The 14,366-nt window shown below is 59.7% G+C and carries 13 protein-coding genes; 2 read left to right on the plus strand and 11 right to left on the minus strand.

Annotated elements, in window-relative coordinates; translation table 11 throughout:
* Nucleotides 1-27: 27 nt before the first annotated feature.
* Nucleotides 28-1,170: an IS4 family transposase gene (locus AB5Y54_RS03510; protein ID WP_053288703.1), complete on the minus strand. Its 1,143-nt coding sequence runs from the start codon at nt 1,168-1,170 to the stop codon at nt 28-30.
* A 150-nt stretch (nt 1,171-1,320) separates the two neighbouring features.
* Here AB5Y54_RS03510 and AB5Y54_RS03515 point away from each other — a divergent pair, with 150 nt between their 5' ends.
* On the plus strand, nt 1,321-4,206 hold the full coding sequence (locus tag AB5Y54_RS03515) for an HD domain-containing phosphohydrolase (protein WP_368153252.1): 2,886 nt from the start codon (nt 1,321-1,323) through the stop codon (nt 4,204-4,206).
* A 70-nt stretch (nt 4,207-4,276) separates the two neighbouring features.
* Here AB5Y54_RS03515 and AB5Y54_RS03520 read toward each other — a convergent pair whose 3' ends face one another.
* From AB5Y54_RS03520 to rplU, 4 genes are all read right to left on the minus strand, one after another.
* Nucleotides 4,277-5,647, minus strand: a complete 1,371-nt coding sequence (locus AB5Y54_RS03520) for a YjiH family protein (protein ID WP_201996029.1) — start codon at nt 5,645-5,647, stop codon at nt 4,277-4,279.
* Nucleotides 5,648-6,013: 366 nt separating this feature from the next.
* Nucleotides 6,014-7,216 carry an Obg family GTPase CgtA gene (gene cgtA, locus AB5Y54_RS03525; RefSeq protein ID WP_368153253.1) on the minus strand — a complete coding sequence of 401 codons (1,203 nt, stop codon included), beginning with the start codon at nt 7,214-7,216 and terminating at the stop codon, nt 6,014-6,016.
* A gap of 189 nt (nt 7,217-7,405) precedes the next feature.
* Nucleotides 7,406-7,663 carry a 50S ribosomal protein L27 gene (gene rpmA / locus AB5Y54_RS03530; protein WP_010673199.1) on the minus strand — a complete coding sequence of 86 codons (258 nt, stop codon included), beginning with the start codon at nt 7,661-7,663 and terminating at the stop codon, nt 7,406-7,408.
* A 17-nt stretch (nt 7,664-7,680) separates the two neighbouring features.
* A complete protein-coding gene (gene rplU / locus AB5Y54_RS03535; protein WP_005304210.1) occupies nt 7,681-7,992 on the minus strand; it encodes a 50S ribosomal protein L21 in 312 nt (103 codons plus the stop codon).
* 242 nt (nt 7,993-8,234) lie between these two features.
* On the opposite strand from rplU, the gene ispB reads away from it, so the two are divergent.
* The gene (ispB, locus tag AB5Y54_RS03540) at nt 8,235-9,206 is read left to right on the plus strand and encodes an octaprenyl diphosphate synthase (RefSeq protein WP_201920612.1); all 972 of its coding nucleotides are present in this window, start codon (nt 8,235-8,237) and stop codon (nt 9,204-9,206) included.
* 88 nt (nt 9,207-9,294) lie between these two features.
* On the opposite strand, the gene AB5Y54_RS03545 is transcribed toward ispB, so the two are convergent.
* The 6 genes from AB5Y54_RS03545 to miaA all read right to left on the minus strand — a co-directional run bounded on the left by AB5Y54_RS03545 (nt 9,295) and on the right by miaA (nt 14,304).
* Entirely contained in the window at nt 9,295-9,483 is a 189-nt protein-coding gene (locus AB5Y54_RS03545) for a DUF2065 family protein (protein WP_010673197.1), read from the minus strand.
* Nucleotides 9,484-9,567: 84 nt separating this feature from the next.
* Nucleotides 9,568-10,452 (minus strand): protease modulator HflC, encoded by an 885-nt coding sequence (gene hflC / locus AB5Y54_RS03550; protein WP_010673196.1) that lies wholly within the window; start codon nt 10,450-10,452, stop codon nt 9,568-9,570.
* Between the two features lie 3 nt (nt 10,453-10,455).
* Entirely contained in the window at nt 10,456-11,607 is a 1,152-nt protein-coding gene (hflK, locus tag AB5Y54_RS03555) for an FtsH protease activity modulator HflK (RefSeq protein ID WP_010673195.1), read from the minus strand.
* 93 nt (nt 11,608-11,700) lie between these two features.
* The gene (gene hflX, locus AB5Y54_RS03560; RefSeq protein WP_010673194.1) at nt 11,701-12,987 is read right to left on the minus strand and encodes a ribosome rescue GTPase HflX; all 1,287 of its coding nucleotides are present in this window, start codon (nt 12,985-12,987) and stop codon (nt 11,701-11,703) included.
* Between the two features lie 63 nt (nt 12,988-13,050).
* The gene (gene hfq / locus AB5Y54_RS03565) at nt 13,051-13,314 is read right to left on the minus strand and encodes an RNA chaperone Hfq (protein ID WP_011704864.1); all 264 of its coding nucleotides are present in this window, start codon (nt 13,312-13,314) and stop codon (nt 13,051-13,053) included.
* A gap of 72 nt (nt 13,315-13,386) precedes the next feature.
* Nucleotides 13,387-14,304 (minus strand): tRNA (adenosine(37)-N6)-dimethylallyltransferase MiaA, encoded by a 918-nt coding sequence (gene miaA / locus AB5Y54_RS03570; RefSeq protein WP_319887111.1) that lies wholly within the window; start codon nt 14,302-14,304, stop codon nt 13,387-13,389.
* Between the last annotated feature and the right edge of the window lie 62 nt (nt 14,305-14,366).

Raw genomic sequence — 14,366 nt, forward strand, 5'->3', positions numbered from 1 at the left:
CTCAGAGATCCCCTCATTTTTAGAGACTCAAATAATTCCAAGTGTGCGGGTATATAAGCGGTGTTGCTTCAGGTAGTAGATAAATTTACCCATCAACAAGACCGCATTGGCTTCTTTCATTTTAGGCAGCAACTGGTAATAAATGACCCCTTGCCGAAAGAACGAATAGGTTCGGCTCTTGCTGGTATTGACCTTGATCGTTCTCTCTAGACCGACACTGTCTCCAGCCTTACCCAGCAGCGTCAGCAAGACGATGGCCAAGGCACTGAACAAAAACAGTCGGTCACGCCGGACCGGATTACTGATGTGCACATCTCCCATACCCATGCCGAATTTGTAATCTTTGATATCCCGAAAACTGGTCTCGATACCCCAGCGCTGGCCGTATAGTTGCAACGCCTTGGCGGCACTCAGATCGGTCCGGTTACTGGCCAGAAACCACGCGTCTTTCATGCCACTCTTGTGACAACAATAGACCCGCTCGACAGGCTGTCGTTGCCCAGTGAGCTCCACCTCCTTGAGGGTTCGGGTGCGCCCGGTCGGCGTTAGCCAGTCGCGGGCGGGAACCTGCTCTCCACCAGAGTAACCAACCAAAATATTTCCTTTAAATCTAATGATATAGGCAAAGCCTAGCTCTTGTTCCAGGCGCTCGAACAGCTCCATGTAACCAAACCCACGGTCAGCGACTACCGTCACGAAGATACCTTCTGGCAGGGTCTGCTTGAGTTTGGTGAGCAGCTCTTTCTCATGGGCATTGCGTTGCCCTTTGAGCAACGATTTTCGATGGGTTTTCCACAGCAGCGGAGTACTGCGGCCATGGTTGGTTTGCAGGCTGATAACCAAGGTGCTGTGATCATCGGCATCGAATTCGGTCCAGTCCATGGATACCACGATCTCGGTGCGTTCACCGACCACATAGGGAACCCAATCGTCAAAGAGGCTCCAGACGTTGAGCTTGGTGTTAGTGAGCAGGCGGTCCACCTGTTTCACCGCATGTTTGCGCTCGAGACCATTGGCCAAGGAGAGACCATTCCCGATGGCGTGGATGGCCAGCGAACCGGATTCGATAACCCCGAGGGTTGCATTGGCCAGGGAAAGAACACGCTTGGCATGCATGTCCTGTCCAAATATCTCGTTGATGTGGTTGAGGATTAGATCGTGGTTAAACATGGCGATTATCTGTCGGGTATTAGCTGGTCAAGGATGGCGATCATACCTCAGAAGCCGCGCCACGCCTCGCTCATACGAGGGGATGGTTAAGCCAGCAAGCACACTGTTAGGTGACCAATACGGCGATCGCCAGGGGACAAGGATCCGTCCATGACAAACGCAAGTCTCAGTCGCAGACCCTTTTACGTACACATTGCCACCCTTTTCATCCTGCTCTTCTCCTTGCTGGGGGGCGCCCTCATCGTGCTGCAGTTCCAGCAGGGCATGCAGCAGGGGCTGGAGCACGAACGTCAGAGCTTCCAGCAATACCGGGAGCAGCTTGCCCTCGCCATCAAGCTGAACCAGCGACCGGCCCGCATGTCCCTGAATCTGCTGCGCAGCGGCCAGCTGTCCGCCATGACAGGGCTGGAGACGCGGCTCGCCTTCCTGCCCCAGCTGGCAGAAGTACTGGCCAACAGCACCAGTTACGGCGCCATCTATGCCGGTTACGAGGACGGCGATTTCTTTCTGGTACGCAAGCTGACCGAACGGGCGAGAGGGGCGTTGGAGGCGCCTCCGCCCGAGAGCCGCCTGCTGGTCCAGAGCCTGCATCAGGGACAGGGAGAGTTCCTCTATTTCGACCAGCGGCTGCGGCTGCTGGAGCGGCGCCCCATGCCGGATTACCGTTTCGATCCGCGAGATCGGGGCTGGTACAAGGAGGCGCGCTGGAACACCGGCATCATAGTGACCCACCCCTACCTCTTCTTCACTACCCGGGAGCCAGGCATGACACTGGCGGTGGAGAGCGACGATCGCCGGGCGGTGATCGGACTCGATGCGGGCATGGAGGGGCTCTCTTCCCTCATCGGCGAGTTGCCCCTGCCCGGTCACAGCCAGTTGGTGCTGTTTGACGAGGTCGGGACCCTGCTGGCCACGGATCCCGAGCGCCTCCCAAGCTTCGAGCAACTGAGCCGCCTGCCCATGCTGTCGGCCCTCAATCACCCCATTCTCACCAGGCTGCAACAGGAGATGGCTGCGCGGCCTACCCTGCTGCATCACCCCGCCGAGCTGACCCTGGCAACGGTTCAGAGTCAGGAGTGGCTGGTCAACCTCTCCTCCCTCGGGGAAGAGTCTCCGTTTTATCTCGCCCTCCTGGTGCCCACCGAGGTGCTCACCGCCCCGGCGCGCCAGGATGCGCTGCACAATCTCGCCTGGGCCCTTGCCGGTCTGCTGCTCCTGCTGCCCGTCATCTGGCTGGCCGCCCGGCGCACTGCCGCCCCCTTGCTGGTATTGACCGGGGAGGCTGAGCGGATCCAGCACTTCGACTTTGGCGAAAGCCCGGGGCCGGATTCGGCAATCCGCGAAATTGACGACCTCGCCCGCGCCATGTCCAGCATGCGCCTGACCCTCGGCAATTTCATGAACATGGGCCGGGCGCTGGCGGCAGAGCATCGCTTCGATTCGTTGCTCAGCCGCATCCTGCACGAGACGGTGGCGGCAGCCCAGGCCGAGGGCGGCTGCCTATTCCTGGCCCAGGATAACGAGATGCAGGCCGTTCACGCCATCTGGCAGGGGCAGCCGCTGGCGTGCGAACAGGTACAGTGGCAGGCGGCGCTGCTCGGCGGTCTCTACCACACGGAGCGCCTCTGCCTGCCCCTCGACGAGGCACAGTGGGCCCGCTACCTCAGCGACTGGGGCCCCTTCCCCGGTGCCTGCCAACTGCTGGTCGAGCCCCTTCACAACCACCGTCAGGAGCTGATCGGCTGCCTGTTGCTGATCCTGCCAGACTGCTCGGCCCGCGAACTGGCCTCGCGCATCAGCCTCATCGAGGCGCTGGCGGGCACCTCCTCCTCCGCCATCGAAAACCAGCGCCTGCTGGAGGAGCAGAAGCAACTGCTGGAAGCCTTCATTGAGCTCATCGCCGGTGCCATCGATGCCAAGAGCCCCTACACCGGCGGCCACTGCCAGCGGGTGCCGGAACTGGCCAGGATGCTGACCCAGGCTGCCTGCGCACAGCAGACGGGGCCCTTTGCCGATTTCCGACTCAACGAAGAGGAGTGGGAGGCCATCCATATCGCGAGCTGGCTGCACGACTGCGGCAAGGTCACTACCCCGGAGTTCGTGGTGGACAAGGCGACCAAACTCGAGACCATCTACGACAGGATCCACGAGATCCGCACCCGCTTCGAGGTGCTCAAGCGGGATGCTCACATCGAGGCGCTCTGCGCCCTGCTGCCTCCATCCGTGCAGCAGGCCGCCCTCGAGGCTGTAACCCCCCTCTGGCACACCCTGGATCAGGAGTTCGCCTTCGTGGCCGAGTGCAATCTGGGGGGCGAGTGGATGGCGCCGGAGAAACTCGCCAGGCTGGATGCCATCGCCAGCCGCACCTGGTTGCGCACTCTGGACGATCGGCTCGGCATCAGTCAGGAGGAGCGCAAGCGCCACCAGGAGGCCCCTTCTCCCCTCCCCTGCCGAGAGTCGCTGCTCGCCGACAAGGCGGTCCATCTCATCCCTCGCCCCGAGCACGACAATCTCGCCCGACACAACCCATGGGGCTTCAAGGTGCGGGTGCCCACCCACCTCTACAACAGGGGGGAGCGCTACAACCTCGCCATCGGCCGCGGCACCCTCACCGAAGAGGAGCGCTACAAGATCAACGATCACATCATCCAGACCATACGCATGCTGGAGAAGCTCCCCTTCCCCCGCCATTTGCGCAAGGTGCCGGAGATTGCGGGGGGCCATCACGAGCGAATGGACGGCACGGGCTATCCGCGCCAGTTGCAAGGGGGGCAGATGAGCATTCCAGCCCGCATCATGGCCATTGCAGACATCTTCGAGGCGCTGACGGCGAGCGATCGCCCCTACAAGTCTGGCAAAACGGTCTCCCAGTCCCTGACCATCATGGTGAAGATGGTGCAGGAACAGCACATAGACCCGGCCCTGTTTGCCCTCTTCATCGAGAGCGGCATCTGGCGGGACTACGCCAGACGCTTCCTCGCCCCCGAGCAGCTGGACGAGGTCGAATGCCAGGCCCTGCTGGCAGGATCACACTGACCTTCCGCTGACACTCGCCCATAAAAAAACGGTCAACCCAGGTTGACCGTTTTTCGTTCCACTTCGCCCCTTAGAACAGCAGGTGCGCCACACCGGCAATCACCGGCAGGGTGACCAGGGTGCGCAGCAGGAAGATGACGAACAGCTCCCACAACTTGACCGGGATCTTGCTGCCCAGCAACAGAGCGCCCACTTCCGACATGTAGATGAGCTGGGTGACCGACATGGCGGCGATCACGAAGCGGGTGATGTCGCTCTCGATAGTGGAGGCCAGCACCGCCGGGATGAACATGTCGGCGAAGCCCACCATGATGGTCTTGGAAGCGGCTTCCGCCTCCGGCAGTTGCAGCAACTCGAGCAAAGGAACGAAGGGCGCCCCCAGCCAGTTGAACACCGGGGTGTGCTCCGCCAGCATCAGGGCACAGGTCCCGATGGCCATCACCACCGGCAGCACGCCAAATACCATGTCCAGGGCGTTTTTCACCCCTTCACGCGCCACGGCGCCGAGATCCGTCATGCTGTCGGCCTTGGTCAGGGCACGATGATAGCCGTAGCTCAGCACGCTGTGCTGATGGGGGATGGCCTCCTGCTTGCGGCACAGGGGAGTACCGTCGCTGTAGACATCCTTCTTCCAGGAGAGCGGCGGCAGGCGCGGTACCACGATGGCGGCCACCACACCGGCCAGGCAGACGGTCAGGTAGAAGGGGACGAACATGTGCTCCAGCTTCACCTGGGAGATCACCACCAGACAGAAGGTGATGGAGACGGCGGAGAAGGTGGTACCGATGACGGCCGCTTCCCGCTGGGTGTAAAACTTGCCTTCATACTGCTTGCTGGTCAGCAGGATCCCGACGCTGCCATCACCGAGCCAGGAGGCGAAGCAGTCCACCGCAGAACGACCCGGCAGACGGAACACCGGACGCATGATCCGGGTCATCATGGTACCGACAAACTCCAGCAGACCAAAATCCAGCAGCAAGGGCAGCAGCAGGCCCGCAAAGATGAAGACGGAGAACAGTACCGGCAGCAGATCATGCAGCACCAGGCCGCCGGTCGCCCCTGAGCGCAGCACCTCGGGACCGGCTTCAAAGAAGGTCAACAGCACGAAGACCCCGCCCAGCACCCGCACGCACGCCCAGAAGGGGGATACGTTGAACAGGCTGTTGAGGAAGGGACGGCGCACCAGGATCGCCGGTTTGAACAGCCAGGCGATCAGGGTCATCAGCATGGTGGTGGTGATGATGGCGCTGACCATGGCCACCAGATGATCGGCAAACACCGTTTGAACCAGCTTCGCCAGCACGGCGACGGGAATGGTGACATTGCCGTCATAGATGACCGGGGTCATGAACAGTAGGATCCCGATCAGTGACGGGATCAAAAACATCAGCACGTTGCGGCGAGTACGGATTGCCGGTGCTTCCAGGGTCTTTTCCAACATATAAACAGCCTTAAATGTGACTTTTCCTTCAGCCGGGCCGCCTGCATACTCATGCCCTCGCCCGGAAAACGGGCGCAAGAATAACCCAAAAAACTGCACAAACAAGCCGTTAATTGATCATTTCAAGCATAAATATTTTATCAGGCGAACCATCCATAAGAACAAACCAAAACAGTCATGCATATCGATTCAATTTGAATGGTTAGCATAATGTTTCATACAGGTTACATTCAGGTGCGCAGTATAATCCGCAGCCACTGTCAGGCAATAAGAGACATGAAAAATATATCTATAGGGTGATCCCGTCGATCCTCCCATAAAAAAACCGGAGCCTGTCTGGCTCCGGTCTTGTCACGAACATGATGCTCAATCGCGAACGTAAATGACTTCGACGCCGTCGTCGTCCTCATCGTCCCAGTCGTCATCGTCCAGGCCATCATCGAAGGCCTTGGACGCCGCCAGGGCATCGGCTTCCGCCTTGGCAAGCTGGTTCTTGTGATAGTCGTCCCACTTGAACTCCACCTTCTCGATGGCGTCTCTGGCATCCTCCGCCAGCTGACGGGGCATGGTGTCCAGCAGATCCAGGATGTCGTAGCACACCTTCTTGGTGCCTTCCTTGCTGATGGCGGTGATGGCGTAGACCGGACCTTCGTGGTTGAGGGCTGCCTTGACTCTGTCCATCACTTCCTGAGCCTCTTCTTCCAGGATCAGGTCCATCTTGTTGAACACCAGCCAGCGCGGCTTGCCCGCCAGCTCGGGACTGTATTTTTCCAGCTCCCGGACGATGGTCACGGCGTTCTCGGCAGGATCGGAGCCATCCACCGGGCAGATATCCACCAGGTGGATCAGGACGCGGCAACGCTCCAGGTGCTTGAGGAAGCGGATCCCCAGGCCTGCCCCCTCGGCAGCCCCTTCGATGAGGCCAGGAATGTCGGCAATGACGAAGGAACGGGAGTTTTCACCGCATACCACACCCAGGTTCGGCACCAGGGTGGTGAAGGGGTAGTCTGCCACTTTCGGGCGGGCCGCAGAAACGGCGCGAATGAAGGTGGACTTGCCTGCGTTGGGCAGACCCAGCATGCCGACATCCGCCAGCAGCAGCAGCTCCAGCCTCAGGGTACGCACTTCACCCGGGGTGCCGTTGCTCTTCTGGCGCGGCGCCCGGTTGACCGAGCTCTTGAAGCGGGTGTTGCCAAGGCCGTGGAAGCCGCCCTTGGCAACCAGCAGCTTCTGATCGTGACTGGTCAAATCCCCCAGCAGTTCGCCGGTGTCTTCATCGGTGGCACGGGTTCCCACCGGCACGCGCAGGATCTTGTCCTTGCCGCGACGACCGGTACAGTTGGCACTCTGGCCGTTCTCGCCACGCTCGGCGGCGTGGAAGCGCTCGAAACGGTAGTCGATCAGGGTGTTCAGGTTTTCATCGGCCACCAGATACACGTCGCCACCATCACCGCCGTCACCGCCGTCCGGGCCGCCGTTCGGGATGTACTTCTCGCGGCGGAAGCTCACACAACCGTTACCACCGTCACCGGCATCGACTCGAATCTGGACTTCATCAACAAACTTCATAGGTAACCGTCACCTTAATTCGAAAAACCGATACGCAATTATAGTGATACGGGCCCCTTCGGGCGAGGCGCATCTGGCCGATGAGGGCTGTCAGCGCCGGCTCATCCGCGTGCCGTTTTTTCGTCAAACTCATCAGAAAAACAAAAGCCCCGCCAGGTTGGCGGGGCTTCGGATCCTTGCGGTCCGTAATTACTCAGCAACGATGCTGACGTACTTACGATTCTGCGGACCTTTAACTTCGAACTGCACTTTACCGTTCGCGGTAGCGAACAGAGTGTGGTCCTTGCCCAGACCAACGTTCTCACCAGCGTGGAACTTGGTGCCGCGCTGACGAACGATGATGCTGCCAGCCAGAACTGTTTCGCCGCCGAAACGCTTCACGCCCAGGCGTTTAGCTTCAGAATCGCGACCGTTGCGGGATGAACCGCCAGCTTTTTTGTGTGCCATCTATCGGACTCCTCTAATTAAGCGCTGATGCCAGTGATTTTGACTTCAGTGAACCACTGACGGTGGCCCGCTTGCTTACGGTGGTGCTTACGACGACGGAACTTGACGATAGTCACTTTCTCGCCACGGCCGTGAGCCACAACTTCAGCCACAACCTTGCCACCTTCAACGAAAGGAGCACCTACTTTGAAAGTGTCGCCTGCAGCAACCATCAGCACTTCGTTGAAGTCGATGGTAGCGCCAGTCTCAACGTTCAGCTTTTCCAGACGAACGATTTGACCTTCGGCCACACGGTGTTGTTTTCCGCCGCTTTGGAATACCGCGTACATTTGATTAACTCCGTAAAGGCGTGTCTTTTGCTCAAGGCCAGACACGCACAAAAACCTATAACAATGGGCGGGCATTCTACGCATAACGATTTGCCGAGGCAAGGCCAATTTAGCAAAAAGTTTATTTTGTGCGCATATCTGCCCCCGTGAATAAACGCCTAACTGTAACCCATTGTGAAATCGTGTAGAATCCCCGCCATTGCTAAAAACGCAGTAAATGCTGCCGTCACGTTACGAGACTTATGGACCAACAGACTATCCGTGCGCTCTGTGCCGCCGACATGACGGCGGTCAATGAACTGATCCTGGCGAGACTCCAGTCCGATGTCAGCCTGATCAACCAGCTGGGTTTCTATATTGTCAGTGCAGGCGGAAAACGGATGCGCCCCATGCTGACCGTGATGGCCGCACGCGCACTGGGCTATGAGGGTGAAGATCACCTGAAACTGGCCGCCATCATCGAGTTCATTCACACCTCTACCCTGCTGCACGACGACGTGGTCGACGAATCCGACCTGCGCCGCGGCCGGGAAACCGCCAACGCCCTGTTTGGCAACGCCGCCAGCGTCCTGGTGGGTGACTACCTCTACAGCCGCTCCTTCCAGATGATGAGCGAACTCTCCAACCTGAAGGTGATGGAGATACTCTCCGATGCCACCAACACCATCGCCGAAGGAGAAGTGCTGCAGCTGATGAACTGCAACGATCCGGATACCACGGAAGAGAGCTACATGACGGTCATCTACTGCAAGACCGCCAAGCTGTTTGAAGCCGCGACCCGACTCGCCGCCGTGCTGACCCATCAGCCCCAGCCCGTCGAGCAGGCCATGACCGACTACGGCAAGTACCTGGGTACCGCCTTCCAGATCATCGACGACGTGATGGACTACTGCTCCCAGAGCGAGGAGATGGGCAAGAACGTGGGTGACGATCTGGCCGAAGGCAAGCCGACCCTGCCGCTGTTGCGCGCCATGGAGGCAGGTACCCCGGAAGAGCGTCAACTGGTGCGCGATGCCATCGAGCACCGCAACGGTATGGATCACCTGGAGCGTATTCTGGGCATCCTGGATCGCACCGGAGCCCTCGAATACTCCCGCCAGCGGGCTCGGGAAGAGGCTGACAAGGCCATCGCGGCGCTGGCCATCCTGCCGGATTCCCAGCACAAGCAGGCGCTGGCCACTCTGGCACATATGGCGGTGCAGCGCAGCGCCTGATGCCAGCCGGCGGACAATAAAAAAGAGGCCCTCTGGCCTCTTTTTTATTGTCCGAATTCCCCGTGCCACTGTCGTATCAACACAGGTTCTAACGGGCCAACGCCCACAAGATGACGCCACCTGCCACCACCAGACAGCCGCCGATGCGGCGCAGCTGTTCCGGCGGTAACTCCCCGAGCAGACGCAGCATCTGCTGCCATGCCCTGGGAGCGAGCAAGGGCCCCAATCCTTCAAAGAGCAGCAGCAACCCCAGCCCCATCAACATGGATGTCAGCATCACCTCTCCTTATCCCCTGCCGGTCTGTGGCTGGCAAACAAAAGGGCCTGAATCATCAGGCCCTTGGGTCATATCAACACGTGTTTACTGCTTGTTGCCGTGCGGCGACTTGAGGTAGCGGAAGAACTCGCTGTCCGGTTTCAGGACCATGAGGTCGTTGCCACCGGCGAAGCTCTTGCGATAGGCCTCCATGCTGCGCACGAAGCTGAAAAACTCGGGGTCTTTCTTGTAGCTGTCGGCATAGATCCTGGCGGCCTCGGCATCCCCTTCACCACGCAGCTGACGGGCATTACTCTCGGCGTCGGCGATCATCACGGTCACCTTGCGGTCGATGTCGGCACGCAGGATCTCGGCCTGCTCGCGGCCCTGTGAACGGTGTTCACGGGCAACCGCGGTCCGCTCGGCACGCATCCGCTGATAGATGGAGCTGGAAACTTCAACCGGCAGGTTGATCTGCTTGATGCGCACATCCACCACCTTGATGCCGAGCTCGGAGGAGCGCGCCATCTTCATCAGGGCATCTTCCATCACGGTACTGCGCTCGCCGGAGACGATGTCCTTGATGGTGCGGTTACCGATCTCGGAACGCAGGCCGTTGTTGATCTTGCGCTTGAGCAGGTCTTCAGCCTGGATCTTGTTGCCACCACCGGTCGCCAGGTAGTACTTGGAGAAGTCCTCGATCTTCCACTTCACGTAGGAGTCGATGATGAGATCCTTCTTCTCGGACGTAACGAAGCGATCCGCCTGACCTTCCAGGGTCTGGATGCGGGCATCCATCTTGCGTACCTGGTCGATGAGCGGCACCTTGAAGTGCAGGCCCGGCTCGTACAGGCGCGGTTCACCGGAGTCGACCCGTTTCACCTTGCCAAACTGCACCACGATCCCCTTCTGTCCTTCATCGACGATGAAGATGGAAGAGAAGCAGACCATGGCGGCCACAGCGATGACACCAATAGCTAGCTTTTTCATCTATCAGTTTCTCCCTGTGCTGAAACGATCACCGCCACGCAGCGGGGTCGGAGTGGAGTTGGCCCCTTCGTTGGACGGCTGGGCCGCCTCGACTGCCGGGGTGCCCGCAGGACGTGCCGGTTGCACGGCATTCGCCTTGCCAGAGAGCTTGTCGAGCGGCAGGTAGATCATGCTGTTGTTGCCAGCCGGCATGTCGACCACCACCTTGTTGGCCTGCTGATAGAGCTCTTCCATGGTTTCCAGGTAGATACGATCACGGGTCAGCTCGGGCGCGGCCTGATACTGGGGCAGCAGCTCGTTGAAGCGAGCGACTTCACCCTTGGCCTTCAACACGATCTGGGACTTGTAGGCTTCGGCCTCCTGCTCCAGACGTTTGACCTGGCCACGAGCCTTGGGCTCCACTTCACGGGCATAGGCTTCCGCTTCACGGATGAAACGCTGCTCATCTTCCTGGGCGGAGATGGCGTCATCAAACGCATCCTTCACCTCTTCCGGCGGACGCGCCGGCAGGAAGTTGACGTCCACGATCTGCAGACCCATCTGATAGGGCTCGATGATGCTGTCGATCACCTGCCAGGTTTCCTGACGCACCTTCTCACGACCCGTGGTCAGCACATCGTCCATCCGGGTGTGACCCACCACGTAGCGCAGGGCGCTGTCTGTGGCCTGGCTCAGGCTCTCGTCTGCATTGGTCACGCTGAACAGGTACTGCTCGGGATCGACCACGCGATACTGCACGTCCATCTCGACCCGCACCACGTTCTCATCCTGGGTCAGCATGAAACCGGACGCCGGCAGGGAACGGACAGACTCCACGTCCACCGGGATCACCCGGTCGATGAAGGTCGGTTTCCAGCGCAGACCCGGGTCCACGTTGTGGGAATATTCGCCAAAACGCAGCACCACGCCCCGCTCGGCTTCGCGAATGGTATAGAAGCCGCTGACGACCCACACCACCACGGCCACCACCAGCGCGATGGAGAGGCCGAATTTGCCGACGTCACCACCACCGGATTTGCCACCACCGAGCAGACCGCCAAAACGACGGCTCACCTTGCGAAGCATCTCGTCCAGATCAGGGGGGCCCTGATTCTTGCCGTTGTTCCCCCAGGGGTCACGGTCTTTGCCATTGTTACCAGGCTCATTCCAAGCCATCAGCGTCTCCATTAATACATGCGGATGGATATCATCTCTATCGGGCCACAGAGGGGCGATGAAATCAGCAAACCAGTTATGTTCATCGACCCATCAATGCCTGATAAAGCGTTGTAAACTCTCACCTTCTTGTTTCATGAGGCGGTTCCAGTCAGCCAGTTGCAGGCGAACTTCCAGCACAAAGTCCCCCTCCTCGCTGAAACCTTCCTGCTCGATACCTTTCAGCCGATAGAGCGCACTGCGCAGTCTGGCGGCGGAAGGGGGCAGTTGCAGGGTGTGATGCACCATGGAGCCGGCCAGCAGTTCGGTCAGTGCCTGGAACAGGTATTCACTACCCTCGCCAGTCTGGGCCGACAACCAGACTCGCACCGGTCGTCCAGCCTCATCCCGTTCAAGACCAGCCGGACGATCCCCCAGCTTGTCGATCTTGTTGCAGATCATCAGCTGGGGACGGTCATCCGCCTCGATCTCGGCCAGCACACGCTGGACCGACTCGATATTCTCCTGCATCTGTTCATCGGCGCAGTCCACCACGTGCAGCAGCAGGTCCGCTTCGCGAGTCTCCTGCAGGGTCGCCTTGAAGGCCGCGACCAGATCATGGGGCAAGTGCCGAATAAATCCAACTGTATCCGCCAGGATCACATCACCCACATCCTGGATCACCAATTTACGCAGGGTGGGGTCCAGGGTTGCGAACAATTGGTCGGCAGCATACACGCTGGCATCTGTAAGTTGGTTGAACAAAGTGGATTTTCCGGCGTTGGTATACCCCACCAGAGAAACGGTCGGCACTTCGTTGCGGTTGCGGGCACGGCGCCCCTGCTCCCGCTGCTTGGCCACCTTGTCGAGGCGGCGCAAAATGGCCTTGATGCGCTCACGCAGCAGGCGTCGGTCGGTTTCAAGCTGGGTTTCACCCGGGCCGCGCAGACCAATCCCCCCCTTTTGTCGCTCAAGGTGGGTCCAGCCTCGCACCAGACGAGTGGAAAGATGGCGCAACTGGGCCAGTTCGACCTGCAACTTGCCTTCGTGAGTGCGGGCGCGCTGGGCAAAGATATCGAGGATAAGGCCAGTCCTGTCCACGACCCGGCACTGGAACAGACGCTCCAGGTTGCGCTCCTGGGCGGGGGTCAGGGCATGGTTGAAGATGACCACGTCGGCGTCCAGCATCTGGACCTGGGACGCGATCTCTTCCGCCTTGCCGCTGCCGACAAAAAATTTGGCGCTGGGTGCGCTGCGACTGGTGGTGATCACCCCCAGTGCATTGACCCCGGCCGAGCTCACCAGCATCTTGAGCTCGTCCAGATCCTCCCGCTCGCCCTCATCGCTGAAGTTGACATGTACCAGAACGGCCTGTTCACCAGCTTCGTAACGGTCAAACAAGCGCTTGCTCCTTGACAGGTATCATGATGGATCTGAGTTGGCGAGTGGACTCGCCGCAGGATATCACGCCTCGGCTTCACCCTGCTCTTCACCGGCGGCGCCCGGGGCGTGCTGGTGATGGTTGACGGCACGGGCCGGCACCACGGTGGAAATGGCGTGCTTGTAGACCATCTGGCTCACGGTGTTCTTCAGCAGAATGACAAACTGGTCAAACGATTCGATCTGACCCTGCAGTTTGATGCCGTTCACCAAATAGATAGAAACAGGAATACGCTCACGGCGCAGCGCATTCAAAAACGGGTCTTGGAGAGATTGCCCCTTAGCCATCTTTCTTTTCCTTATAGTTTGTTGTTTTTAAACACCGGATATTCAATATAACAACCTGATTATACAGGAGTGTCAAGCCGGACCAGCTTGGGCGACGACCCTGACCAGATTGTCAGACTCACCAGATTCCAACCAGGTCACATCAGGCCAACCGCGCAACCAGGTCATCTGACGCTTGGCCAACTGGCGGGTGGCAACAATGCCGCGATAACGCATCTCATCATACTCCACTTCCCCCGCCAGGTAGTCCCACATTTGGCGGTATCCCACGCAGCGAATGGAGGGAAGATCCGGGGTGAGATCCCCCCGCTCGTAAAGCGCCCTGACCTCCTGTTCGAAGCCGCTACCCAGCATCTTGTCAAACCGCTGTTCGATGCGCTGGTGCAGCACGGCCCGATCCCTCGGCGCGATGGCAAACTGCAGCGCCCGGTAGGGCAGCCCCTCTCCCTGCACCTGGGTCAGCTCGGTGAGGGTCTTGCCGCTGATGCGGTAAACCTCGAGCGCCCGGCACAGGCGCTGGGGATCGTTGGGGTGGATGCGGGCACCGGCCACCGGGTCGATGCGCACCAGTTCGTCGTGCAGCGCCTGCCAGCCGAGGCGGGCAGCCTCTTCCTCGATGCCGGCCCGCACGGCAGGATCGGCGGAAGGCAGTGGAGAAAGCCCCTCCAGCAGCGCCTTGAAATAGAGCATGGTGCCGCCCACCAGCAGCGGAATGCGGCCACGGTCGGCGATCTCTTTCATCTCCCGCAGGGCATCCTTGCAAAAATCCGCCGCCGAATAGCTCATGGCGGGATCCAGGATGTCGATGAGCCGGTGCGGGGCCTGTGCCAGCTCGGCTGGCGTCGGCTTGGCGGTGCCTATGTCCATGCCGCGATAGATGAGCGCGGAGTCCACGCTGATGATGTCGCAGGGCAGGGCCTGGCACAGTTCAATGGCGAGATCCGTCTTGCCGGAGGCCGTCGGCCCCATCAGAAAAATTGCAGTCGGCAAGTCAGCCACGTTAAACACTCCCTTCGGCCGCCCCTTCACGGGCGAACCGGCATAAAACTGGT

Origin of the sequence: Aeromonas sp. s9, from assembly GCF_040907765.1 — a bacterium.
Taxonomy (GTDB): Bacteria; Pseudomonadota; Gammaproteobacteria; order Enterobacterales; family Aeromonadaceae; genus Aeromonas; species Aeromonas caviae.